Raw genomic sequence first — 24,515 nt, 5'->3', positions numbered from 1 at the left:
TTGCGCATGCACGTAGTAGGTAGGTACACGCGGTTCCGCGCCGGCCGGCGGCGGTGGTGAACAGCCGGCGAATGGATCACACGATGGGGGCAACTCTGACCGATGAACCGTTCATGCCAGGTAAATGGGACGGAAAGAGAAGCTCAAGTAACCGTCACCTAGGGGGATTTGAGCGGTTTTTCCTTACAGCTGTGTTACGAAGGGACTTGTTCCCTGGTCAGGAGAGCGGCTTGGTTCCGCGCTCCTTGAGCATCCCGGCCATCACCTGGAGCTCCGACTGCTGCGCGTCCACCATGCCCTGGGCCAGCCGTTTCTCCACGCCCACCGTGCACTTGGCCACGCAGCCCTCGGCCATGTGGATGCCGCCCTTGTGATGGTTCGTCATCAGCTGGAGATAGAAGACCTCGGCCTGCTTGCCGTTCAGGGTCGCGAGCTTCTTCATCTGCGTATTCGTGGCCATACCGGGCATCAGCGAGCCGTCCTTGGCCGTGACCATGCCGCCCATGCCCATCCAGGTCATCGGCGGGTCCGCGGACACCTTCGGCAGCCCCCACAGATCCAGCCAACCCAGCAGCATCCCGCGCTGGTTGGCCTGCGTCTGCGCGATGTCGTAGGCGAGCCGCCGTACGTCCTCGTTCTTCGTGTGGTCGCGGACGATGTACGACATCTCGACGGCCTGCTGGTGATGCACGGCCATGTCCCGGGCGAAACCCGCGTCCGCCGAGTCCGCGGTCGGCGTCCGCCGCGCCGCCTCGCCGTCACCGGATCCGGCGCCCGGGCCCGAGCCCGAGTCGGCGACCGCGTACGTGACGGCACCGGCCGCGACGAGCACCGCCGCCGCGGCCCCCGCCGCCCAGCCGATGGCGCGCCGGCTCACTTCATCACCCCGCCGGTGCACGAGGCACCCGGCTCGGGCGTCTGCGGCCCCTGCACGAAGTCCGCGAAGAACTTGTTCACTTCGGGATCGCTCGCGCTCTTCACGACCACCTGGTGCCCCCACGCCGACAGCATCAGCGGCGCGGCCTGGTTCTCGTACGGGCTCATCAGCGAGTACGGCGTCTTCTTCACCTTCGCCGAGAGCGCCTCGATGTCGGCCTTCGCCGCCTTGGGGGTGTACGTCACCCACACCGCGCCGTGCTCCAGCGAGTGCACCGCGTTCTCGTCGTGCAACTGCTGCGTGTAGACGTCGCCGTTGCAGTCCGCCCACACCGGGTTGTGGTTGCCGCCCACCGGCGGATGCATCGGATACGACACCGGGGTCGTCACATGGGTCCGCGACAGCGTGCCCTTCCAGGTGCGCACCCCGTCCTTCCCGGTCGTGAAGTGCCCGGAGTCCCCGGAGCTCTTGCTGTTCACATCCCCGGTGTCCTTGCCGTTGTCGCCGCTCGCGGCCGTGTCCTTCTTGCCGGACCCGGACTTCGAGTCCGCGAGGACGACCCCGCCCACGACGAGCCCGGCGACGACGACCACGGACGCGGCGATGACGAGCGTCCGGTTCCGGCGCGCGCGCGAACGCTCCGCGCGCCGCATCTCCTCGATGCGCGCCTTGCGCGCCGCGCTGTTGCTGTTGTTGGCGGAACCCATGAGGCGATGTCCTTCTGGGGGAGCGGGCGGACGGGGGTGGAGCCCGCTGATCGTAATGGGGGAGTGGGGGGCCGCCGTAGAGCGAGCACGGCAAAAGGGTTAAATTTGCACCCGGGATGCGTATTATTTACGCTCGCGCTATGAGGCTGCTGCGTTCCACCGACCTCGCCCTGCGCATCCTGATGCGCCTCGCCGTATCCACCGCGGACACGCCCGCGACCCGCAAGGTCGCCGAGGACATGGGCGTGCCCTATACGCATGCCGCGAAGGTCGTCGCCGAACTCCAGCACCTGGGCCTGGTCGACGCCCGCCGCGGCCGCGGCGGCGGCCTGGCGCTCACCGAACGGGGTCGTACCGCCTCCGTCGGCGCGATCGTGCGCACCTTCGAGGGCGACGACGAGGTGGTGGAGTGCGAGGGCGCCACCCCCTGCCCGCTGCGCTCGGACTGCCGGCTGCGCGGGGCGCTGCGCCGGGCCCAGGAGGCGTTCTACGGCTTCCTGGACCCGATCACCCTGGACCAGATCGTCAGGGACCCCACGGGCCCGGTCCTGCTGGGCATCTCGCTGCGCCCCGCCGAGCCGCCTCGCTCCTGAGCCGCTCGGGGCGTCAGGCGGCGAGCCACAGATCGGGCCCGAAGACCTCGTAGTGGATGTCGGCCGGCGCCACGCCCCGCTCGATCAGCTGGCCGCGCACGGCGCGCATGAACGGCAGCGGCCCGCAGAGGTAGGCGCAGGTGCCGGGCGCGATGTCGATCCCGGACAGGTCGACCAGACCGGTGCGGCTGCCGGGCACGGCGTCCCGCTCGTAGAAGAAGCTGACGTCCGAGTCCGCGAGCTTGTCCGCGTACGCCCGGTGAGCGACGCGCAGGGCGTGGTCCGCGGGGGAGCGGTCGCCGTGCACGACGGTGACCGGCGCCTCGTGCCCGTCGGCCGCGAGCGCGGCCAGCATGGCGACCATCGGGGTCACACCGATGCCCGCGGAGGCGAGCAGCAGGGGCCGCCCGGCGACACCGTCGAGCACCAGATCGCCGTACGGCTCCGACAGTTCGAGGACGTCACCCACCCGTACGCGCGCGTGCAGCTGACCGGACACCTCCCCGTCCGGCGTCGCGCCCCCGTGCACCCGCTTGACGCTGAACTGCCGTACGTCCTCGCCCGGCGCCCCGGACAGGCTGTACTGCCGTATCTGCCGCGCCCCGTCGGCCAGCTTCACCCCCACGGAGACGTACTGCCCCGCCCGGAAGCCGCGTACGGGGGACCCGTCGACGGGCCGCACCCGGAAGGAGACGACATCGGCGGTCTCCTCTTCCCTCCCCACGACCTCCCACTCCCGGAACTCCTGGCCGCCGCTCTCCTCGTACAGCCGCTTCTCGATGGCGATGAGGGCGTTGGCCATCAGCCAGTAGACCTCGGTCCAGGCGGCGGCGACCTCGGGGGTGACGGCCTCGCCGAGGATCTCCGCGATGGCGGCGAAGAGGTTTTCGTGCACGACCGGGTACTGCTCCGGTACGACGCCCAGCGAGGCGTGTTTGTGGGCGATGCGGCTCAGCATCGCGTCCGGCCGCTGGTCCGGGTGCTCGACCAGGTGCCCGGCGAACGCGGCGATGGAGCCCGCGAGGGCCGACTTCTGGGCGCCGGAGGCCTGGTTGCCGCGGTTGAACAGGTCCCGCAGCAGCTCGGGGTGGGCGTCGAAGAGCCGGGCGTAGAAGCGCTCGGTGATCTGCTCGATGGCGGCCCCCACGGCGGGGAGGGTGGCGCGGACGGTGGCGGCGGACTTCTCGGACAGCATCGCGGACTCCTGGCGATCTCGACTGATCGAACGCTATTTAAATATGCATCGAAGATGCAAATTTAAAGAAGGTGTCCTGCCTCACGTCACCCCACCCCACCTCACTCCACCTCCCCTCACCCCGCCCGGCCGTTACGGATGCCGCCGCCGACAGGCAAGATGGGCGGCAGGGCAGTACACCTGCCGTAAGAGAGGCGTTCAGAAGGTGGACGTCGGGGCGATCAAGGTCCGCAACACGGATGAAACGGTGTTGTGGTGGGATGCTCCTGACCAGCAAGGATGGGGAATCGGAAGATGGACAAGCAGCAGGAGTTCGTGCTCCGTACCTTGGAGGAGCGCGACATCCGGTTCGTACGCCTGTGGTTCACGGACGTGCTGGGCTTCCTCAAGTCCGTCGCCGTGGCCCCCGCCGAGCTGGAGCAGGCCTTCGACGAGGGCATCGGCTTCGACGGCTCCGCCATCGAGGGCTTCGCCCGCGTCTACGAGTCCGACATGATCGCCAAGCCGGATCCGTCGACCTTCCAGATGCTGCCGTGGCGCGCGGAGACCCCCGGCACGGCCCGGATGTTCTGCGACATCCTGATGCCGGACGGCTCCCCGTCCTTCGCCGACCCGCGCTACGTCCTCAAGCGCGCGCTGGCCCGCACCTCCGACCTGGGCTTCACCTTCTACACCCACCCGGAGATCGAGTTCTTCCTGCTGAAGGACCGCCCGCTGGACGGCACGCGCCCGACGCCGGCCGACAACTCGGGCTACTTCGACCACACGCCGACCAGCGTGGGCATGGACTTCCGCCGCCAGGCGATCACGATGCTGGAGTCGATGGGCATCTCGGTGGAGTTCTCCCACCACGAGGGCGCCCCGGGCCAGCAGGAGATCGACCTGCGCTACGCCGACGCCCTCTCGACGGCCGACAACATCATGACCTTCCGCCTGGTCATGAAGCAGGTCGCGCTGGAACAGGGCGTCCAGGCCACGTTCATGCCGAAGCCCTTCTCCGAGCACCCGGGCAGCGGCATGCACACCCACCTCTCGCTCTTCGAGGGCGACCGCAACGCGTTCTACGAGTCCGGCGCGGAGTACCAGCTCTCCAAGGTGGGCCGCTCCTTCATCGCGGGCCTGCTCAAGCACGCCGCCGAGGCCGCCGCCGTCACCAACCAGTGGGTCAACTCCTACAAGCGCATCTGGGGCGGCTCCGAGCGCACGGCGGGGGCGGGCGGCGAGGCCCCCTCCTACATCTGCTGGGGCCACAACAACCGCAGCGCCCTGGTCCGCGTCCCGATGTACAAGCCCGGCAAGACCGGCTCGGCCCGCGTCGAGGTCCGCTCCCTGGACTCCGGCGCCAACCCCTACCTGGCCTACGCCGTCCTCCTCGCCGCCGGCCTGAAGGGCATCGAGGAGGGCTACGAGCTCCCGCCGGGCGCCGAGGACGACGTCTGGGCCCTCTCGGACGCCGAGCGCCGCGCGATGGGCATCGAACCCCTCCCGCAGAACCTCGGCGAGGCCCTGACCCTGATGGAACGCAGCGACCTGGTCGCCGAGACCCTGGGCGAACACGTCTTCGACTTCTTCCTCCGCAACAAGCGCCAGGAATGGGAGGAGTACCGCAGCGAGGTCACCGCGTTCGAACTGCGCAAGAACCTGCCGGTGCTGTAACCGGCGGACGGGCTCTGCGCCCGCAGCGACGCCCCGGGGCCGACGGACACGACCCGCCGGCCCCACCGGTGCTCACTCATCCGGATCGGGCCAAGTCGCCACCAGGGCCCGCAGATCCGGAAAACGGGGTCCGGAGACGTACCCTCCCTCCGTTGAGCCAGCACACCCCCTCAAGATCGCCTTCTCCCGTGTCGAACAGGCAGCACACCCCGCCGCTGGCGGCGGTGAGGTCGCTGAACAGCTCCCTGACCCGGGCCGACCACGCGAACATGCGGCTCATTGCCGACGTCGCCGCCCTCGGTCAGACGTCCGTGCGCCCGTGACACCACGTACTCGCGCACCACGTCATCGACACCGAACATCAAAGACGTGTCGAGATCGAGCGTGCCGCGCACGGAGCAGTCGACCGGTTCGCTCTTGAAGTCCGACGTGAACGGGAGGGTGAGCCGGTCACCACCGGGCAGCGTGACCTCCGGCGGCGGCACGCGATGGTCCGGCGGCGCCGGCTCCGCCAGATCGCCCAGCGCCCTGGCGACGTCACGAGGACGCAGATACATGTCATAGCCGTAGTTCAGCCCCACGCACATCCCCCCTTGCCGAGGCGACCGGCCGCCCCCGACCGAAAACCACCGGCCCCCCCAGTCTTCCCCCTGCCAGAATCAGGCGCACGCCTATTCGATCTCGGGGGAGCTTGGTGAAGGACGCGACGGAACTGATCAAGGCCCTCACCGGCCTGGCCTGGCCACTGATGGCCGGCGTCGCGCTGTGGCGCCTCTTCCCCCTGATCAAGGAGATAGTCCGGTCCCGGGGTTTCACGATCAAGGTGGGCGAGGCCGAGCTGTCGGTGCAGGAGGTCTCGGAGAACCTGATCCGCACCACCGCCGACCTCCAGGGCCGCCTGGCCTCCGTGCGCGCACCGGCGGCCACCCGCGTCCTGGACTCAGTGCTCTGGGTGGACGACCGCCCCGAGAACAACGCCACCGAGGTGGCCCAACTCCGCGCCCTGGGCGTCGAAGTCACCCTGGCGAAGTCCACCGACGAGGCCCTGCGCGCCCTCGCCCGCCCCCACCACCCCTTCGACGCCGTGATCTCGGACATGAGCCGCAGGGAACGGACCCGCACCAACCGCACCGCCGGCCTCGACCTGATCCGTGAACTGCGCGCCCAGGACGACCCGATCCCGGTCTTCGTCTACGCCACCGCCCGCGCCCTCGCCCTGCGCGAGGAGATCACGAACGCGGGCAGCACCGGAGTGGCCGGCTCCTCCACCGAACTCTTCGAACTCCTCCGGGGCATAGGGGAGTTCCCGGCCCAGCGCACCTGACCGGAGGCCCATCGGGCCCGCAGTCGCCCACGGCGGGGAGGGGACACGGCGGGTGGTGTCCGCCCGCAGCGGCCGGCGAAAACCCGTCGCACCTCTGAACCCCCTGAACGCCGGACCGAGGACGGACACCACCCGCCGGGGCACCGACTCACCGCCTCCCCCAGGCGCGACAAAAGCCACGACGGCGCCGAGGGGGCCGCCGCAGGCATCCGGCGACGGCGAGCCAGCCGCAGGCGGCCGACCGCGACGGCGCTGAAGGGGGCCGCCGCAGGCATCCCGACGGCGAGGCAGCCGCAGGCGGCCGACCACAACGACGCTGAGGTGCCGCCGCAGGCATCCGGCATGGCGAGCCAGCCGCAGGCGGCCGACCACAACGACGCTGAGGTGCCGCCGCAGGCACCCGGCGACGGCGAGCCAGCCGCAGGCGGCCGATCACGACGGCCGCTGAGGGGGCCGCCGCAGGCACCCGCACCACCACGGCGAGCCACCCCACAGCCACCCGACCCGGCACAGCCCGCCGCAGGCGACTACGCTCCCTCCAGGACCAGAGCTGACCCCGAGGGGAGCCCCACAGATGACGCCGGGCCGCAGAAGCAGCACCTTCACGCGCCTGCTCCGACACGGCTTCACCGACGCCACCGCCGCCGAGCGCCTCCTCGACACCCCCGAACTCTCCCCGGTCCGCGACGACCCCTTCCTCCTCGAAGCCCTGGGCGCCACCGCCGACCCCGACCTCGCCCTGCACGGCCTCGTCCGCCTCCTGGAAGCCCAGCCCGCCCCGAACTCCCACCGCGAACTCCTCGACACCCTCATCGCGGCCAAACCCCTGCGCGACCGCCTCCTGGGCGTCCTCGGCGCCTCCGCCGCCCTCGCCGACCACCTCGCCCGCCACCCCACCGACTGGCAGGCCCTGGTCACGTACGAGCCCCAGGACCTCCACCCCGGCGTCACCGAGTTCGAACGCGGCCTGGACGGCGCCACCGACCCCGTCGCCCTCCGCGTCGCCTACCGCCGCTGCCTCCTCTCCATCGCCGCCCGCGACGTCTGCGGCACCACCGACGTCACCGAGACCGCCGCCGAACTCGCCGACCTCGCCACCGCCACCCTCCGCGCCGCCCTGACCATGGCCGAGGCCGCCGCCCCCGAGGACGCCGCCGCCTGCCGCCTCTCGGTGATCGGCATGGGCAAGTGCGGCGGCCACGAACTGAACTACGTCTCCGACGTGGACGTGATCTTCGTGGCGGAGGCCACCGAGGGCACCGACGAGACCAAGGCCCTGCGCGCGGCCACCAGCCTCGCCTCACACCTGATGCGGATCTGCTCCGAGACCACCGTCGAGGGCTCCATCTGGCCGGTCGACGCCAACCTCCGCCCCGAGGGCCGCAACGGCCCCCTCGTCCGCACCCTCTCCTCCCACCTCGCCTACTACCAACGCTGGGCGAAGACCTGGGAGTTCCAGGCCCTCCTCAAGGCCCGCCCGGTCGCCGGCGACGAGGACCTGGGCCAGGAGTACCTGGCCGCGCTGCACCCCCTGGTCTGGCAGGCCGCCGACCGCGACAACTTCGTGGCGGACGTGCAGAAGATGCGCCGCCGCGTGGTCGACAACATCCCCGCGGCCGAAGTGGACCGGGAACTCAAGCTGGGCCCCGGCGGCCTGCGGGACGTCGAATTCGCCGTACAGCTCCTCCAGTTGGTCCACGGCCGCACCGACCCCACGCTGCGCAGCGGCACCACCCTGGACGCCCTGGAGGCCCTCGCCGCCGGCGGCTACGTGGGCCGGGAGGACGCCGCCCGCCTGGACGAGGCGTACCGCTTCCTGCGCGAGATGGAACACCGCATCCAGCTCTTCCGGCTGCGCCGCACCCACCTCGTCCCCACCGCCGAGGAGGACCTGCGCCGCCTCGGCCGCTCCCTCGGCCTGCGCGCCAACCCCGTCACCGAGCTGAACCGCGAGTGGAAGCGGCACGCCGGCGTCGTACGACGGCTGCACGAGAAGCTGTTCTACCGCCCGCTCCTGGACGCCGTCGCCCAGCTCGCCCCCGGCGAGGCCCGCCTGCGCCCCGAGGCCGCCCGGGAACGCCTGGTGGCCCTCGGCTACGCCGACCCCGCCGCCGCCCTGCGCCACCTGGAGGCCCTGGCCTCGGGCGTCACCCGCAAGGCCGCGATCCAGCGCACCCTGCTCCCCGTCCTCCTGGGCTGGTTCGCCGACTCCGCCGACCCGGACGCCGGTCTGCTGAACTTCCGCAAGGTCTCCGACGCCCTCGGCAAGACCCCCTGGTACCTGCGCCTGCTCCGCGACGAGGGCGCCGCCGCCGAGAACCTGGCCCGCGTCCTGTCGGCGGGACGGCTGGCGCCCGACCTCCTGATGCGCGCCCCCGAAGCCGTCGCCCTGCTCGGCGACGGCGACGGCGCGGCGAGGGGCCTGACCCCCCGCAGCCGCGCCGCGCTGGAACAGGAGATCCTGGCCGCCGTCGGCCGGGCGGAGAACGGCGAGCAGGGCGTCACCGCCGCCCGCGGCGTCCGCCGCCGCGAGCTGTTCCGCACCGCCGCCGCCGACATCGTCGCCTCCTACGGCACCGAGACCACCCCCGTGCAGGCCGACCAGGGCGCCCTGGTCGACCTCGTCGGCGGCGGCGTCTCCGACCTCACCGCGGCCACCCTCGCGGGCACGCTGCGCGCGGTGGTGCGGGCCGGCTGGGGCGATCTGCTGCCCACCCGGTTCGCGATCATCGGCATGGGCCGGTTCGGCGGCCACGAACTGGGCTACGGCTCCGACGCGGACGTCCTGTTCGTGCACGAACCGCAAGAGGGCGTGGACGAGCAGGAGGCCGCCGCCGCCGCGAACAAGGTCGTCGCCGAGATGCGCCGGCTCCTCCAGCTGCCCAGCGCCGACCCGCCGCTGCTGATCGACGCCGACCTGCGCCCGGAGGGCAAGTCGGGCCCGCTGGTGCGCACGCTGAAGTCGTACGCGGCGTACTACCGCCGCTGGTCCCTGGTGTGGGAGTCACAGGCGCTGCTGCGGGCGGAGCCGTTCGCGGGCGACGCCGACCTGGGCCGCCGCTTCGTGGAGCTGATCGACCCGCTGCGCTACCCGGCGCGCGGCCTGACCGAGGACTCCGTGCGCGAGATCCGCCGGCTGAAGGCCCGCATGGAGTCGGAACGGCTGCCCCGCGGCGCCGACCCCCGGCTGCACACCAAACTGGGCCCCGGCGGCCTGTCGGACGTGGAGTGGACGGTCCAGCTGCTCCAGCTGCGGCACGCCCATGAGATCCCCGGGCTGCGGACGACCCGCACCCGGGCCGCGCTGGGGGCCGCGCGGGAGGCGGGCCTGCTGGGCGAGGAGGAGGCGGCGACCCTGGACGAGGCGTGGGTGCTGGCCACCCGGGTCCGCAACGCGGTGATGCTGGTGCGCGGCCGGGCCGGGGACACCTTCCCGACCCAGCCCCGCGAGCTGGCCGCGGTGGGCCGCTACCTGGGCTACGGCGAGGGGCACGTCGGCGACATGCTGGACGCGTACGGCCGTACGACGCGCAAGGCGCGCGCCGTCATGGAAGAACTGTTCTACGACGACGAGGCGTAACCGGGCTGACGGCCCGCGCTCCCGCGCACTCCCCGGGGCAGGCCGTACGGCCCCGTCCCGTACCAGACCCGCGCCACCCCGAACCCGAACGAGAGGCAGAGAACGCCGCCCACCGCGTCCAGCCAGAAGTGGTTGGCCGTGGAGACGATGACCACCAGCGTGGTCACCGGGTACAGCAGCCCCAGCACCCGCGCCCACGGCACCGACGCCAGCGCGAAGATCGTCAGCCCGCACCACAGCGACCAGCCGATGTGCATGGACGGCATCGCCGCGTACTGGTTGGACATGTGCTTGAGGTCCCCGGAGGCCATCGAGCCCCAGGTGTGGTGCACCATCACGGTGTCCACGAACCGCCCGCCCCGCATCAGGCGGGGCGGGGCGAGCGGGAACAGGTAGTACCCCGCCAACGCGCCTCCCGTGGTGGCGAAGAGCGCGAGCCGCGCGGCCGCGTACCGGCCCGGGTGCCACCGGTACAGCCACACCAGGACGCCGAGCGTCAGGACGAAGTGCAGTGTGGCGTAGTAGTAGTTCATGCCGATGATCAGCCAAGTCACCGTGTTCACGGCGTGGTTGACGGACCGTTCGACATCGATGCCCAGCGTGTGCTCGGTGCGCCAGATCCAGTCCGCGTTGCGCAGCGCCTCGGCCTTCTGCTCGGGCACCGCGTTGCGGATCAGCGAGTACAGCCAGTAACTCACCGCGATCAGAAGGATCTCGAACCGGAGCCGGGGTCTGCGCGGCCGCCGCAACCGGCCCAGCAGGCCGCTCGCGCCGCCGCCGGCCCTGCCCGTGTCGGCCCGGGGACCGGCCGCCTCTTCGCGACCTTCCCACTGCGTCACGGTCGAGTCACTCATAGGCATCAAGTCTGCCAGAAAAGGCTCCGGAGCCCGATCATCCCAAGGCCGGGTCCACCCCGCATCTTCTGCGGCCCGCGCAGGAGTTCTACGACGTGCGCAGCAGATGCGGCGCCGAGGCCGTGGACCCGCGCACCACCAGCTCCGGCATGAACACGAACTCGCTGTGCGGCGCGGGCGTACCGCCGATCTCCTCCAGCAGGGTGCGCACCGCCGCCTGCCCCATCGCCGGGACCGGCTTGCGGATGGTGGTGAGCGGCGGGTCGGTGAAGGCGATCAGCGGGGAGTCGTCGAAACCGACCACGGACACGTCCCGCGGCACCTCCAGACCCCGCTGCCGGGCGGCCCGTATGGCGCCGAGGGCCATCATGTCGCTGGCGCAGACCACCGCGGTGCAGTCCCGGTCGATCAGCGCCGTCGCGGCGGCCTGACCGCCCTCCAGGGTGTACAGCGAGTGCTGCACCAGCTCGGTCTCCACCACCTCGGCGCCGAGCCCCAACTGGTCCTGCATCGCCCGCACGAAGCCCTCGATCTTGCGCTGCACGGGCACGAACCGCTTCGGTCCGAGCGCGAGCCCGATCCGGGTGTGGCCGAGCGAGACGAGGTGGGTCACCGCGAGCGTCATCGCGGCGCGGTCGTCGGGGGAGATGAACGGCGCCTGCACCCGCGAGGAGAACCCGTCCACCAGCACGAACGGCACGCCCTGCGCCCGCAGCCGCTCATAGCGCTGCATGTCGGCGGTGGTGTCGGCGTGCAGCCCGGAGACGTAGATGATGCCCGCGACCCCGCGGTCCACCAGCATCTCGGTCAGCTCGTCCTCGGTGGAGCCGCCCGGGGTCTGGGTGGCGAGCACCGGGGTGTAGCCCTGGCGGGTCAGCGCCTGGCCGATGACCTGCGCCAGGGCAGGGAATATCGGGTTCTCCAGCTCCGGCGTGATGAGCCCGACCAGGCCCTCGCTGCGCTGCCGCAGCCGCACCGGCCGTTCATAGCCGAGCACGTCGAGTGCGGCGAGCACGGACTGGCGGGTGGTGGCGGCGACGCCCGGCTTCCCGTTGAGGACCCGGCTGACGGTCGCTTCGCTCACCCCCGCCTGCGCTGCGATGTCGGCAAGCCGTGTGGTCACGCCACTGGACTGTACCGGTCGTCTCTCGCCTTGCACACCGCTCGGGCGCCGGGTGCGCCCGGTCGTACGACCCCCTGCGGGTTGCTGCCTCATTGCGCTCCCTTTGAGTTCGTCGTGGCAAGAGCTTGCAGAGTCTTGCACAAGTTCCCGTGCGCCGCTGAGCGGTAACGACGGGGTAACCATCGTGTTCCCTTGCACTTTTTTTCTGCAAGGTCTTTCGCAACGCTTACATCGCTGTTACGTTCCCTGACGCCCGGCGGCCGCAACGGCGCAGTCGGCATCACACGGGCTTAACCCTCAAGGAGAACTCATGCGGCGTGGCATAGCGGCCTCCGCGCTGGTGGCGTCCCTCGCCCTCGCGGCGACGGCCTGCGGCGGCGGGAGCAGCGACGGCAAGTCGGACGGACCGGTGACCATCACCTGGTGGGACACCTCCAACGCCACGAACGAGGCGCCGACGTACAAGACCCTTGTGCAGAAGTTCGAAGCCGCGAACAAGAACATCAAGGTCAAGTACGTCAACGTCCCGTTCGACCAGGCGCAGAACAAGTTCGACACCGCCGCGGGTGCCTCCGGCGCCCCGGACGTGCTGCGCTCCGAGGTCGGCTGGACCCCCGCCTTCGCCAAGAAGGGCTACTTCCTGCCGCTGGACGGCACCGAGGCCCTCGCCGACAAGGCCAAGTTCGAGCCGAACCTGATCAAGCAGGCGCAGTACCAGGGCAAGACCTACGGCGTGCCGCTGGTCACCGACACCCTGGCCCTGGTCTACAACAAGGACCTGTTCAAGAAGGCCGGCATCACCGCGCCGCCCAAGACCTGGGACGAGCTGAAGTCCGACGCGGCCAAGGTCAAGGACAAGACCGGCCAGGACGGCTACTGGGGCTCCACCGCGGGCTACTACGGCCAGCCGTTCCTGTACGGCGAGGGCACCGACACCGTCGACGTCGCCGCCAAGAAGGTCACCGTCGACTCGCCGGCCGCCAAGAAGGCGTACGCGACCTGGCTGAGCCTGTTCTCCGGCAAGGGTCTGCACAAGGCCGACACCACCGCGGACGCCTACGCCCACATCATGGACGCGTTCTCCAACGGCAAGGTCGCCGCGATCATCCAGGGCCCCTGGGAGAACACGAACATCTACAAGGGCAGCGCCTTCAAGGACAAGACCAACCTGGGTGTCGCGGTCGTCCCGGCCGGCTCCACCGGCAAGGCGGAGGCCCCGACCGGCGGTCACAACCTCGCGGTCTACGCCGGTTCCGACAAGGCGCACCAGGCGGCGGCCCTGAAGTTCGTCAACTTCATGACGTCGGCCTCCTCCCAGGAGACCATCGCCCTGGGGAACGCCACCCTGCCGACGCGTACGGACGCCTACACCGCCAAGGTGACGGCCGACCCGGGCACCGCCGGCTTCCAGCGCGTGCTGTCCGCCGCCCAGCCCCGCCCCTCGCTGCCCGAGTACGGCTCGCTGTGGGCGCCGCTCGACACCGAGCTGCCGAAGATCGCCAGCGGCAAGGAGTCGCTGGACCAGGGCCTGAGCAACGCCGGTGCCGCCATCGGCAAGCTGGTCCCCGACTTCAGCAAGTAAGCCCGGACGGCCGTCGGCTGCCTCACCCACGAGGAGGCAGCCGGCGGCCCCCGCCCTGTGCCCGGCCATCCTTGAACCATTTGAAGGTGTCGAACCATGACAGTCGCCATCGACCGCGCGACCGGCAAGAGCCGCGGTGACCGCGCGCCTCGGCCAGGGCTGGGGCAGCGCATGAAGAACAGTCTGCAGAAATACTGGTACGCCTACGCGATGATCGCCCCGGTGGTCATCGTGCTCGCCGTGCTCGTCGGCTACCCGCTCGTGCGCGGCTTCTACATCACGCTGACCGACGCCAACAGCCTCAACTCGGCGCGCACCATCGGCGTCAACCACATCGCCGCGACCTACAAGTTCGTCGGTCTGGACAACTACAAGAACATCCTGTTCGGCCCGTTGTCCTACGACCGCTTCTGGTCCCATGTGATCTGGACGATCGTGTGGACGGTCGCCTGTGTCACCCTGCACTACACCTTCGGCCTCGGCCTCGCGATGATGCTGAACCAGAAGCTGCGCGGCCGCACCGTCTACCGGGTGCTGCTCGTCCTGCCGTGGGCCGTGCCCACCTTCGTCACCGTCTTCTCCTGGCGGATCATGCTCGCCGACTCCGGCGCGATCAACCAGATCCTGCACGCGCTGCACCTGCCGCAGCCGCAGTGGCTGGAGGACACCTTCTGGCAGCGCTTCGCCGCGATCATGGTCAACACCTGGTGCGGTGTGCCGTTCATGATGCTCTCGCTGCTCGGCGGCCTGCAGTCCATCGACACCACCCTGTACGAGGCGGCGAAGATGGACGGCGCCAACTCCTGGCAGCGCTTTAGGCACGTCACCCTGCCCGGGCTGCGCTCGGTCAGCTCCACGGTGATCCTGCTCGGCGTCATCTGGACCTTCAACCAGTTCGCCATCATCTTCCTGCTGTTCGGCCCGACCAGCGCCCCGGACGCCCAGATCCTCGTCACCTGGGCCTACTACCTGGGCTTCGGCCAGCAGCCGCGCGACTTCGCGCAGTCCGCCGCCTACGGCGTACTGCTGCTGTCGATCGTCACCGTCTTCACCTCCTTCTACTTCCGCTGGCTGAAGCGCAATGACCAGCTCGCCGTCTGACGCCGCAGGAGCCGCCGCCATGAGCACCACCACCCTCGAGAAGCGGGCCGACGCACCGGCCCCCGCCGCGAAGCCCGCCGGGCGCAGCCGCCGACCGGGCGAGCGCGGCCCCCTCGGCACCGTCCTGCTGCACGCCGCCCTCATGGTCGCGAGCCTCGTCGCCCTGGCCCCGGTGGCCTGGCTGGTCTACCTCTCGCTCGGCCCGGACAAGAACGACTATCTGCACCCGGGCGGCATCGCCGGGAAGATGAGCTTCGTCAACTACGGCTTCGTGCTCCAGCACACGGAGTTCCTCAGCTGGTTCAAGTCCACGATGATCGTGGCCCTCGGCACCACCGTCGTCGGTGTGCTGCTCGCCGCGACCACCGGCTACGCCGTCTCCCGGATGCGCTTTCCCGGACACAAGCAGCTGATGTGGGTCCTGCTGCTCACCCAGGCGTTCCCGATCGCCGTCCTGATCGTGCCGATGTACCAGATCTTCAGCGACCTGGGCCTCATCGACTCCTACTGGGCGCTGATCCTCGTCAACTGCACCACCGCGGTGCCGTACAGCGCCTGGCTGCTCAAGGGCTACTTCGACACGATCCCGATCGAGATCGACGAGGCCGGCCGGGTGGACGGACTCACCCCGTTCGGCACCTTCTTCCGGCTGATCCTGCCGCTGGCCCGGCCGGGCCTGGCCGTCGCCGCGTTCTACAACTTCATCACCGCGGTCGCCGAGGTGGCCTTCGCGACCACCTTCATGCTGGACGACTCCAAGTACACCTTCTCCGTCGGCCTGCAGACCTTCGTCAGCGAGCACGACGCCGAGTGGAACTACATGGCCGCCACCGCGGTGCTGATCGCGATACCCGTCTCGCTGTTTTTCTACCTGGTGCAGAAGAACCTCGTCACCGGTCTCACCTCCGGCGGCACCAAGGGCTGACGCCCTCGGCACACAAGAGGCTCCCGCGTGCCTGACACGCGGGTAGGCGGCCGCGGTGTCCCTCCGACCCCGCTGACATCGCGGCCGCCTCGCATCCGTTCCCCCGGCCCGCCTCCGCCGCCGAGCTTCACGGTCCGCGTCCCCACGCGCCCATGACCCGAATTCCGTTACCACCAAGGAAGCCATGAGCCAGCAGCACACCGCCGCCCCGGCCACCGACTCCGCCACCGCCACCGTCGCAGGCCACCGCCGCGACTGGTGGCGGGAGGCGGTCATCTACCAGGTCTACCCGCGCAGCTTCGCCGACAGCAACGGCGACGGCATGGGCGACCTGGAGGGCGTACGCTCCCGTCTGCCGTACCTGCGCGACCTCGGCGTCGACGCGGTGTGGCTCAGCCCCTTCTACGCCTCCCCGCAGGCCGACGCCGGTTACGACGTCGCCGACTACCGCGCGGTCGACCCGATGTTCGGCACCCTGCTGGACGCCGACGCGCTGATCCGCGAGGCCCACGGACTCGGCCTGCGCATCATCGTGGACCTGGTGCCCAACCACTCCTCCGACCAGCACGAGTGGTTCAAGCGCGCCCTCGCCGAGGGCCCCGGCTCCCCGCTGCGGGAGCGCTACCACTTCCGCCCCGGCAAGGGCGCGGCGGGCGAACTGCCGCCCAACGACTGGGAGTCCATCTTCGGCGGTCCGGCCTGGACCCGGGTCACCGAGCCCGACGGGACGCCCGGCGAGTGGTACCTGCACCTCTTCGCCCCCGAGCAGCCCGACCTCAACTGGGAACACCCGGCGGTCGGCGACGAGTTCCGCTCCATCCTGCGCTTCTGGCTGGACATGGGCGTGGACGGCTTCCGCATCGACGTGGCGCACGGCCTGGTCAAGGCCGAGGGCCTGCCCGACCTCGGCTCCGGCGAGCAGCTGAAGCTGCTGGGCAACGATGTCATGCCGTTCTTCGACCAGGACGGCGTGCACGCCATCTACCGGCAGTGGCGCACGATCCTCGACGAGTACGCCGGTGAGCGGATCTTCGTCGCCGAGGCATGGACGCCGACCGTCGAGCGCACCGCCAACTACGTCCGCCCGGACGAGCTGCACCAGGCGTTCAACTTCCAGTACCTGTCGACGGCGTGGGACGCGGCCGAGCTGCGGGCGGTCATCGACGGCACGCTGGAGGCGATGCGCCCGGTCGGCGCCCCGGCCACCTGGGTGCTGTCCAACCACGACGTCACCCGGCACGCCACCCGCTTCGCCAACCCGGCGGGGCTCGGCACCCAGATCCGCACGGCGGGCGACCGCGAACTCGGCCTGCGCCGGGCCCGTGCCGCGACCCTGCTGATGCTGGCGCTGCCCGGCTCCGCCTACCTCTACCAGGGCGAGGAGCTGGGCCTCCCGGACGTCGTGGACCTGCCCGACGAGGTGCGCCAGGACCCGGCGTACTTCCGCGGCGCGGGCCAGGACGGCTTCCGCGACGGCTGCCGGGTGCCGATCCCGTGGACCCGCACGGGGTCGTCGTACGGCTTCGGCGACGGCGGCAGCTGGCTCCCGCAGCCGGCGAGCTGGGGCGAGCTGAGCGTGGAGGCGCAGACCGGGACGGCGGGCTCCACCCTGGAGCTGTACCGCGCCGCCCTCGCCGCCCGCCGCGCCCAGCCCGACCTGGGCGCCGGGAAGACGCTGGAGTGGCTGCGCGCCCCGGAGGGCGTCCTGGCCTTCCGCCGGGGCGAGTTCGTGTGCGTCGCCAACACCACGGGCGAGTCGGTGACCACCCCGGCGTACGGCCGGGTGCTGCTGGCGAGCGGTGAGGTGGCCGAGACCGGCGGCGAGGCGAAGGTGCCCGCCGACACCACGGTGTGGTGGACCGCGGCGGTCTGACGCCCCGTGTGAAATTTCTTGCATCAACTTCTCTACGGCCCGCTGCCTTTTCCGGCAGCGGGCCTTTAACATCTGCGTCACCGCAAGGTTTCTGAAACTTTGCAGCAAGCACCTTCAAGGACGAAGGAACCCCCGCATGGTACGCAAGACGCTCTCCGGGGCGGTCGCCCTCGCCGCCGCCGCCCTTGTCATGACCCCGACGACAGCGAACGCCTCCCCGCCCGGCACCAAGGACGTCACCGCCGTCCTGTTCGAGTGGAACTACGCCTCGGTGGCCCGCGAGTGCACCAGCACGCTGGGCCCCGCGGGCTACGGCTTCGTGCAGGTCTCGCCGCCCGAGGAGCACATACAGGGCTCCCAGTGGTGGACCTCGTACCAGCCCGTGTCGTACAAGATCGCGGGCCGGCTCGGCGACCGGACCACCTTCAAGAACATGATCTCCACCTGCCACGCGGCCGGGGTGAAGGTCGTGGTGGACACCGTCATCAACCACATGACCGCAGGCAGCGGCACCGGCACCGGCGGCACGCAGTACACCAAGTACAACTACCCGGGCGTGTACTCGGACTCCGACTTCCACACCTGCCGGACCGAGATCAACAACTACCAGGACCGCTCGAACGTCCAGAACTGCGAACTGTCGGGCCTGGCCGACCTGGACACCGGCGCGGAGCACGTCCGCGCGACCATCGCCGGGTACATGAACGACCTGCTCTCGCTCGGCGCCGACGGCTTCCGCATCGACGCCGCCAAGCACATCGCCGCCGCCGACCTGGCGAACATCAAGAGCCGGCTGACCAACCCGGGCGTCTACTGGAAGCAGGAGGTCATCTACGGCGCGGGCGAGGCCGTCCAGCCCACCGAGTACACGGGCAACGGGGACGTCCAGGAATTCCGCTACGGCTACGACCTCAAGCGCGTCTTCAACAGCGAGAAACTCGCCTACCTGAACAACTTCGGCGAGGGCTGGGGCTATCTCCCCAGCAACGTGGCCGGTGTCTTCGTGGACAACCACGACACCGAGCGCAACGGCGCCACCCTGAACTACAAGGACGGCGCCAACTACACGCTGGCCAACGTCTTCATGCTGGCCTGGCCCTACGGCTCCCCGGACATCAACTCCGGCTACGAGTGGAGCGACGCGGACGCGGGCCCGCCCGACAACGGCCAGGTCAACGCCTGCTGGCAGGACGGCTGGAAGTGCCAGCACGCCTGGCCGGAGATCAAGTCCATGGTCGCCTTCCGCAACACCACCCACGGCCAGGCGGTCTCCAACTGGTGGGACGACGGCGACAATCTGATCGCCTTCGGCCGCGGCAACAAGGGCTATGTGGTCATCAACCACGAGGGCGCGACGGCCAGTCGCTCCTTCCAGACCTCACTGCCCGCCGGTACCTACTGCAACGTGCAGAACAACACCACGGTGACGGTCAACAGCACCGGCTGGTTCACGGCCTCGGTCGCCCCGAACACCGCGCTGGCGATCTACGCCGGCAAGTCCTCCTGCTGAACGAGGAGTCGGCCCGCACCGCGCCCCCGCGGCGGTGCGGGCCGCGGCATTTGAAATTCCTTGCCGATGCTTTCACGGCTCTTGCTGCAACCCTTTCGCGAAGGATACGGTCACGCGGGCGCCCGGCCTCGAAGCCGAGCCGCGGCGTGGGGTCGGACCCGAACGAGCCGCCATCGCAAGGAGTTCATGCCTGTGATACCGAGATGGCCGACGCCCGCACGGCGTCGCACCACCCACCGCAGGAGAGCCGCGGCCCTCGCCGTCGCCGCGCTCACGGCCGCACTCGTGCAGCCACTGGCCGCGCCCGCCGCGCAGGCCGCCACCCCGCCCCCGCCCCCGTCCGACTCGGCCCTTGCGGCCCAGCCGGCCCGGCACGGCGACACCCATGAGCAGTTCTACTTCGTCCTGCCGGACCGGTTCGCCAACGGCGACAAGGCCAACGACCGGGGCGGGCTCACCGGTTCGCGCATGACGACCGGCTACGACCCCACCGACGAGGGCTTCTTCCAGGGCGGCGACCTCAAGGGCATCACCCGGAAGCTGGACTACATCAAGGGGCTCGGCACCACCGCCCTGTGGCTCGCGCCGATCTTCAAGAACATCCCGGTGCAGGGGAGCGGTGCCAACGCCTCGGCGGGCTACCACGGTTACTGGATCACCGACTTCACCCAGGTCGACCCGCACTTCGGCACCAACCAGGACCTGAAGAACCTCATCGCCACGGCGCACGCCAAGGGCATGAAGGTCTTCTTCGACGTCATCACCAACCACACCGCCGACGTGGTGACGGACAAGGAGAACTCCTCCGACTACCGCGCCAAGGGCGCCTACCCGTACCTCACCAAGGACGGCAGGCCCTTCGACGACGCCGACTACGCGGACGGGACCAGGAAGTTCCCGGCCGTCTCCGACGCCTCCTTCCCGTACACCCCGCAGGTCACCGCCGAGTCCAAGGTCCCGGCCTGGCTCAACGACCCGACGATGTACCACAACCGGGGCGACTCCACCTTCGCCGGAGAGTCCGGCACCTACGGCGACTTCGACGGCCTGGACGACCTGTGGACCGAGCGTCCCGAGGTCGTGCACGGCATGGAGCGGATCTACGAGCGGTGGGTGAAGGACTTCGCCGTCGACGGATTCCGCATCGACACCGCCAAGAACGTCGACCTGGACTTCTGGACCCAGTGGGCCACCGCGCTCGACCGTTACGCGGCGGCGCACGGCCGGAAGAACTTCTTCATGTTCGGCGAGACGTACGACACCGACACCTCGGTGACCGCCCCGTACGTCACCCAGGGCCGCCTCGACGCCACCCTCGACTTCCCCTTCCAGGGAGCGGCCCGCGGCTACGCCTCCCAGGGCGCGAGCGCGCGGAAACTGTCGGGCGTCCTCGGCGACGACTACAAGTACACGACCGACCGGGCCAACGCCTACGAACAGGTCACCTTCCTCGGCAACCACGACATGGGCCGCATCGGGTACTTCCTGAAGCAGGACAACCCGAACGCCTCGGACGCCGAGCTGCTGAAGAAGGACGAGCTGGCGAACGAGGTGATGTTCCTCAGCCGCGGCAACCCGGTCGTCTACTACGGCGACGAACAGGGCTTCACCGGCGACGGCGGCGACAAGGCGGCCCGCCAGACCATGTTCGCCTCCCAGGTGCCCGGCTACCTCGCCGACGACGAGATCGGCACCGACCGCACCCACGCCAGCGACTCCTACGACACGAAGGCGCCGCTGTACCGGCAGATCGCCGGACTCTCCGCCCTGCGCAAGGCCAACCCGGCCCTGACCGACGGCGTGCAGAGCGAGCGGTACGCGGCCGACGGCGCCGGGATCTACGCCTTCACCCGCACCGACGCCCGAAGCGGCCAGGAGTACATCGTCGCGTTCAACAACGCGAGCGAGGCCAGGTCGGCCACCTTCGCCACCGGTTCGGCGGACATGTCCTACCGGGGCGTCTACGGCGCGACGGGCAGCGTCAGCTCCGACGGCGACCGCGAGGTCGGCGTCACCGTCCCGGCCGAGTCCGCCGTCGTCTACAAGGCGACCGGCACGCTCGACAAGCCCGCGAGCAGGCCGACGCTCACCCTGAACGCCCCGGCCGCCGGTGCCACCGGCACCGTGACGCTCGGCGCCGACGTCGACGGCGGCCGGCTGAACCGGGTGGTCTTCGCCGCCCAGGTCGGCGACGGAAAGTGGCAGGTCCTCGGCTCCGCCGACCACGCCCCCTACCAGGTCACCCAGACCCTCGGCGGCAAGGTCCCGGCCGGTACCGCGCTGCGCTACAAGGCCGTCGTGATCGACAGCGCGGGACACACCGCGAGCGCCACGGCGCGGAGCACCACCGGCGCCGTACCCGCGCCCGCCCCGCCCACCGCCTCCTCGCGCGACTACGTGATCGTCCACTACCAGCGCGCCGACGGCGACTACGCCGACTGGGGCCTGTACGCCTGGGGCGACATCGCCGACGGCGAGTCCACCACCTGGCCGGCCGGGCACCCCTTCACCGGCCGGGACGCCTGGGGCGCCTTCGCCTACGTCAAGGTGAAGCCGGGCGCCTCGAACGTGGGCTTCCTCGTCGTGGACAAGAACGGGAACAAGGACACCGACTCCGACCGGAGCATCGACGTCACCAGGACCGGTGAGGTCTGGGTGAAGCAGGGCGACGCCGGCGTCCAGACCCAGCGGCCCTCGTCGTACCCCGCGCCGGACACCACCAAGGCGGTCATCCACTACCACCGCGCCGACGGCGACTACGACGGCTGGGGGCTGCACGTCTGGACGGGCGCCGCGAACCCCACCGACTGGTCGGCCCCGCTGAAGCCGGTGAAGACTGATGCCTATGGCGCCGTCTTCGAGGTCCCGCTCGCCGCGGGTGCCACCAGCCTCAGCTACATCATCCACAACGGCGACGAGAAGGACCTCGCCACCGACCAGTCCCTCGACCTCGGATCCGACGGCTACGAGGTGTGGCTGTTGAACGGCCAGGACAAGCATCTGCTGCCGGGGCCCGCGGGCAGCGCCGCCGCCCTCGACCTGACCACCGCCAAGGCGGTCTGGATCGACCGGGACACCGTCGCCTGGGACGGCGCCGACGGCGCCGCCTCCACCCAGCTGGTCTACTCCCACGACGGCTCCATCACCGCCAAGGACGGGGCCCTGACCAGCGACGACGAGCGCTGGCTGCGACTGGGGAAGACCGTCCTCACCGACGCCCAGAAAGCCAAGTTCCCCTATCTGAAGGACTACACGGCCTGGTCGGTGGACCCGCGTGACCGCGGCCGGGTGCGCGAGGCGCTCACCGGTCAGCTGGTCGCCTCCCAGCGCGCCGCGAACGGCGCCGTGCTGGCCGCGACCGGCGTACAGACCGCGGGCGTCCTGGACGACCTCTACCCGGCCGCCACCAAGGCGCGGCTCGGCCCGGTCTTCCACGGCGGCAGGCCCACCCTCTCCGTGTGGGCGCCGACCGCCCAGAGCGTCGCCCTGGAGATCGGCGGCGCGGTCAGGCCCATGCGGCGCGACGACACCACCGGCGTCTGGTCGGTCACCGGGCCCGCGTCCTGGAAGGGCAAGAGCTACCGGTACGTGGTCAAGGTGTGGGCGCCCAGCGTCCGGCAACTGGTCACCAACAAGGTCACCGACCCCTACTCGGTCGCCCTCACCGCGAACTCCGAGCGCAGCGTCGTGGCCGACCTGGACGACAGGTCCCTCGCCCCGAGCGGCTGGTCCACCCTGCGCAAGCCCAAGGCCGTGCCGCTGCGGGACGCGCAGATCCAGGAGCTGCACGTCCGGGACTTCTCGGTCGCGGACAAGACCGTCCCGGCGAAGGACCGGGGCACCTACCTCGCCTTCACCGACCAGGACAGCGACGGCTCCAAGCACCTGAGGGAGCTGGCGAGGTCCGGGACGTCGTACGTGCATCTGCTGCCCGCCTTCGACTTCGCCACCGTGCCCGAGAAGAAGGCCGACCAGCAGAGCCCCGACTGCGATCTCGCCGCCTACCCGGCCGACTCCGACCAGCAGCAGGCGTGCGTGGCGAAGAGCGCCGCGCAGGACGCCTACAACTGGGGCTACGACCCGTACCACTTCACCGTCCCCGAGGGCTCCTACGCCACCGACCCGGACGGCACCGCGCGCACCCGGCAGTTCCGGCGGATGGTGCAGGGGATCAACCAGGACGGCCTGCGGGTCGTGATGGACGTCGTCTACAACCACACCTCGGCCAGCGGCCAGGCGGACACCTCCGTCCTGGACAAGATCGTGCCCGGCTACTACCAGCGGCTGCTCGCCGACGGCTCGGTGGCGAACTCCACCTGCTGCTCCAACACCGCGCCGGAGAACGCGATGATGGGCAAGCTGGTGGTGGACTCGATCGTCACCTGGGCCAAGGAGTACAAGGTCGACGGGTTCCGCTTCGACCTCATGGGCCACCACCCGAAGGCCAACATCCTCGCGGTCAGGAAGGCCCTCGACGCGCTCACCCTGAAGAAGGACGGCGTCGACGGAAAGAAGATCATCCTGTACGGCGAGGGCTGGAACTTCGGGGAGGTCGCCGACAACGCCCGCTTCGTGCAGGCCACGCAGGCGAACATGGCCGGCACCGGCATCGCCACCTTCTCCGACCGGGCCCGCGACGCGGTGCGCGGCGGGAGCCCCTTCGACTCCGACCCCGGCGTCCAGGGCTTCGCCTCCGGTCTGTACACCGACCCCAACGGCTCGGCGGCGAACGGTACACCGGCCGAGCAGAAGGCCCGGCTGCTGCACTACCAGGACCTGATCAAGGTCGGGCTGACCGGCAACCTCGCCAAGTACCGCTTCACCGACACCGACGGCAAGGAGGTCACCGGCGCCGAGGTCGACTACAACGGCGCGCCCGCCGGATACGCGGACGCGCCCGGCGACGCCCTCGCCTATGTCGACGCGCACGACAACGAATCCCTGTTCGACGCGCTCGCCTACAAGCTGCCCCAGGGCACCTCGGCCGCCGACCGGGCCCGGATGCAGGTCCTCGCGATGGCCACGGCCACCCTCTCGCAGGGCCCGTCCCTCTCACAGGCGGGCACCGATCTGCTGCGCTCGAAGTCGCTGGACCGCAACTCCTTCGACAGCGGCGACTGGTTCAACGCCATCCACTGGAACTGCGCCGACGGCAACGGCTTCGGCCGGGGCCTGCCCATGGCGGCCGACAACCAGGACAAGTGGCCGTACGCCGAACCGCTGCTGACCTCGGTCAAGGTCGGCTGCCCGCAGATCGAGGGCAGTTCGGCCGCCTACCAGGATCTGCTGAGGATCCGTACGGCGGAGAAGGCGTTCTCGCTCGACACGGCGGGCCGGGTGCAGAGCGAGCTGTCCTTCCCGCTGTCCGGCAAGGACGAGACCCCGGGCGTGATCACCATGACCCTCGGTGACCTGGTCGTCGTCTTCAACGCCACCCCGCAGGAGCAGCGGCAGACGGTCTCCGCGCTGGCCGGGACCGGATACCGGCTGCACCCGGCGCAGGCGTCCGGCGCGGACCCGGTGGTGAAGACCTCCGGCTACGCGGCGGCCACCGGCACCTTCACGGTGCCGGCCAGGACCGTGGCGGTCTTCACCCGCTCCTAGCGCGCTCCGGC

16 protein-coding genes are annotated in these 24,515 nt (G+C 70.4%); 10 read left to right on the top strand and 6 right to left on the bottom strand.

Annotated elements, in window-relative coordinates; all coding sequences use genetic code 11:
- Nucleotides 1-217: 217 nt before the first annotated feature.
- Complete coding sequence (locus tag ACLF5H_RS16350; protein ID WP_421676801.1) at nucleotides 218-877, bottom strand: DUF305 domain-containing protein; 660 nt, start codon at nucleotides 875-877, stop codon at nucleotides 218-220.
- On the bottom strand, nucleotides 874-1,584 hold the full coding sequence (locus ACLF5H_RS16345; protein WP_421676800.1) for a DUF3105 domain-containing protein: 711 nt from the start codon (nucleotides 1,582-1,584) through the stop codon (nucleotides 874-876). Before ACLF5H_RS16345 ends, ACLF5H_RS16350 begins: the two co-directional genes overlap by 4 nt.
- Nucleotides 1,585-1,724: 140 nt before the next feature.
- On the opposite strand from ACLF5H_RS16345, the gene ACLF5H_RS16340 reads away from it, so the two are divergent.
- Nucleotides 1,725-2,177: an RrF2 family transcriptional regulator gene (locus tag ACLF5H_RS16340; protein WP_421676799.1), complete on the top strand. Its 453-nt coding sequence runs from the start codon at nucleotides 1,725-1,727 to the stop codon at nucleotides 2,175-2,177.
- Between the two features lie 13 nt (nucleotides 2,178-2,190).
- Here ACLF5H_RS16340 and ACLF5H_RS16335 read toward each other — a convergent pair whose 3' ends face one another.
- Nucleotides 2,191-3,372: a globin domain-containing protein gene (locus tag ACLF5H_RS16335; protein ID WP_421676798.1), complete on the bottom strand. Its 1,182-nt coding sequence runs from the start codon at nucleotides 3,370-3,372 to the stop codon at nucleotides 2,191-2,193.
- A 294-nt stretch (nucleotides 3,373-3,666) separates the two neighbouring features.
- On the opposite strand from ACLF5H_RS16335, the gene ACLF5H_RS16330 reads away from it, so the two are divergent.
- The gene (locus ACLF5H_RS16330; RefSeq protein ID WP_037656358.1) at nucleotides 3,667-5,028 is read left to right on the top strand and encodes a glutamine synthetase family protein; all 1,362 of its coding nucleotides are present in this window, start codon (nucleotides 3,667-3,669) and stop codon (nucleotides 5,026-5,028) included.
- A 170-nt stretch (nucleotides 5,029-5,198) separates the two neighbouring features.
- Here ACLF5H_RS16330 and ACLF5H_RS16325 read toward each other — a convergent pair whose 3' ends face one another.
- The gene (locus ACLF5H_RS16325) at nucleotides 5,199-5,609 is read right to left on the bottom strand and encodes a hypothetical protein (protein ID WP_421676797.1); all 411 of its coding nucleotides are present in this window, start codon (nucleotides 5,607-5,609) and stop codon (nucleotides 5,199-5,201) included.
- Between the two features lie 113 nt (nucleotides 5,610-5,722).
- Between ACLF5H_RS16325 and ACLF5H_RS16320 the strand changes: the two genes are divergently transcribed.
- On the top strand, nucleotides 5,723-6,352 hold the full coding sequence (locus ACLF5H_RS16320; protein ID WP_421676796.1) for a response regulator: 630 nt from the start codon (nucleotides 5,723-5,725) through the stop codon (nucleotides 6,350-6,352).
- A 574-nt stretch (nucleotides 6,353-6,926) separates the two neighbouring features.
- Nucleotides 6,927-9,932, top strand: a complete 3,006-nt coding sequence (locus ACLF5H_RS16315; protein WP_421676795.1) for a bifunctional [glutamine synthetase] adenylyltransferase/[glutamine synthetase]-adenylyl-L-tyrosine phosphorylase — start codon at nucleotides 6,927-6,929, stop codon at nucleotides 9,930-9,932.
- Here ACLF5H_RS16315 and ACLF5H_RS16310 read toward each other — a convergent pair.
- Nucleotides 9,914-10,786: a phosphatase PAP2 family protein gene (locus ACLF5H_RS16310; protein WP_421676794.1), complete on the bottom strand. Its 873-nt coding sequence runs from the start codon at nucleotides 10,784-10,786 to the stop codon at nucleotides 9,914-9,916. The two genes, ACLF5H_RS16315 and ACLF5H_RS16310, sit on opposite strands and share 19 nt — an antisense overlap.
- 88 nt (nucleotides 10,787-10,874) lie before the next feature.
- Entirely contained in the window at nucleotides 10,875-11,909 is a 1,035-nt protein-coding gene (locus ACLF5H_RS16305; protein ID WP_421676793.1) for a LacI family DNA-binding transcriptional regulator, read from the bottom strand.
- A 310-nt stretch (nucleotides 11,910-12,219) separates the two neighbouring features.
- On the opposite strand from ACLF5H_RS16305, the gene ACLF5H_RS16300 reads away from it, so the two are divergent.
- The 6 genes from ACLF5H_RS16300 (at nucleotide 12,220) to pulA (ending at nucleotide 24,504) form a co-directional block, all read left to right on the top strand.
- Nucleotides 12,220-13,491 carry an extracellular solute-binding protein gene (locus ACLF5H_RS16300; protein WP_421676792.1) on the top strand — a complete coding sequence of 424 codons (1,272 nt, stop codon included), beginning with the start codon at nucleotides 12,220-12,222 and terminating at the stop codon, nucleotides 13,489-13,491.
- A 96-nt stretch (nucleotides 13,492-13,587) separates the two neighbouring features.
- Nucleotides 13,588-14,592, top strand: a complete 1,005-nt coding sequence (locus ACLF5H_RS16295; RefSeq protein WP_421676791.1) for a carbohydrate ABC transporter permease — start codon at nucleotides 13,588-13,590, stop codon at nucleotides 14,590-14,592.
- A gap of 19 nt (nucleotides 14,593-14,611) precedes the next feature.
- Nucleotides 14,612-15,517 (top strand): sugar ABC transporter permease, encoded by a 906-nt coding sequence (locus tag ACLF5H_RS16290; protein ID WP_421676790.1) that lies wholly within the window; start codon nucleotides 14,612-14,614, stop codon nucleotides 15,515-15,517.
- A 184-nt stretch (nucleotides 15,518-15,701) separates the two neighbouring features.
- Nucleotides 15,702-17,390: a glycoside hydrolase family 13 protein gene (locus tag ACLF5H_RS16285; protein ID WP_421676789.1), complete on the top strand. Its 1,689-nt coding sequence runs from the start codon at nucleotides 15,702-15,704 to the stop codon at nucleotides 17,388-17,390.
- 136 nt (nucleotides 17,391-17,526) lie between these two features.
- Entirely contained in the window at nucleotides 17,527-18,900 is a 1,374-nt protein-coding gene (locus ACLF5H_RS16280; protein ID WP_421676788.1) for an alpha-amylase, read from the top strand.
- Nucleotides 18,901-19,092: 192 nt separating this feature from the next.
- Nucleotides 19,093-24,504 carry a pullulanase-type alpha-1,6-glucosidase gene (gene pulA, locus ACLF5H_RS16275; RefSeq protein ID WP_421676862.1) on the top strand — a complete coding sequence of 1,804 codons (5,412 nt, stop codon included), beginning with the start codon at nucleotides 19,093-19,095 and terminating at the stop codon, nucleotides 24,502-24,504.
- Nucleotides 24,505-24,515: the final 11 nt, after the last annotated feature.

Source organism: Streptomyces sp. LaBMicrA B280, from assembly GCF_049222185.1.
In the GTDB taxonomy this organism is placed as follows: Bacteria; Actinomycetota; Actinomycetes; order Streptomycetales; family Streptomycetaceae; genus Streptomyces; species Streptomyces murinus.
The sequence above is the reverse complement of the archived record's forward strand: the minus strand, read 5'-3'. Positions and strand labels throughout refer to the sequence as shown.

Coding starts and splice junctions, on each gene's coding strand:
- ACLF5H_RS16345 (WP_421676800.1), bottom strand. CDS start 1,584: ATGGGTTCCGCCAACAACAGCAACAGCGCGGCGCGCAAGGCGCGCATC.
- ACLF5H_RS16340 (WP_421676799.1), top strand. CDS start 1,725: ATGAGGCTGCTGCGTTCCACCGACCTCGCCCTGCGCATCCTGATGCGC.
- ACLF5H_RS16335 (WP_421676798.1), bottom strand. CDS start 3,372: ATGCTGTCCGAGAAGTCCGCCGCCACCGTCCGCGCCACCCTCCCCGCC.
- ACLF5H_RS16330 (WP_037656358.1), top strand. CDS start 3,667: ATGGACAAGCAGCAGGAGTTCGTGCTCCGTACCTTGGAGGAGCGCGAC.
- ACLF5H_RS16315 (WP_421676795.1), top strand. CDS start 6,927: ATGACGCCGGGCCGCAGAAGCAGCACCTTCACGCGCCTGCTCCGACAC.
- ACLF5H_RS16310 (WP_421676794.1), bottom strand. CDS start 10,786: ATGAGTGACTCGACCGTGACGCAGTGGGAAGGTCGCGAAGAGGCGGCC.
- ACLF5H_RS16300 (WP_421676792.1), top strand. CDS start 12,220: ATGCGGCGTGGCATAGCGGCCTCCGCGCTGGTGGCGTCCCTCGCCCTC.
- ACLF5H_RS16295 (WP_421676791.1), top strand. CDS start 13,588: ATGACAGTCGCCATCGACCGCGCGACCGGCAAGAGCCGCGGTGACCGC.
- ACLF5H_RS16290 (WP_421676790.1), top strand. CDS start 14,612: ATGAGCACCACCACCCTCGAGAAGCGGGCCGACGCACCGGCCCCCGCC.
- ACLF5H_RS16285 (WP_421676789.1), top strand. CDS start 15,702: ATGAGCCAGCAGCACACCGCCGCCCCGGCCACCGACTCCGCCACCGCC.
- ACLF5H_RS16280 (WP_421676788.1), top strand. CDS start 17,527: ATGGTACGCAAGACGCTCTCCGGGGCGGTCGCCCTCGCCGCCGCCGCC.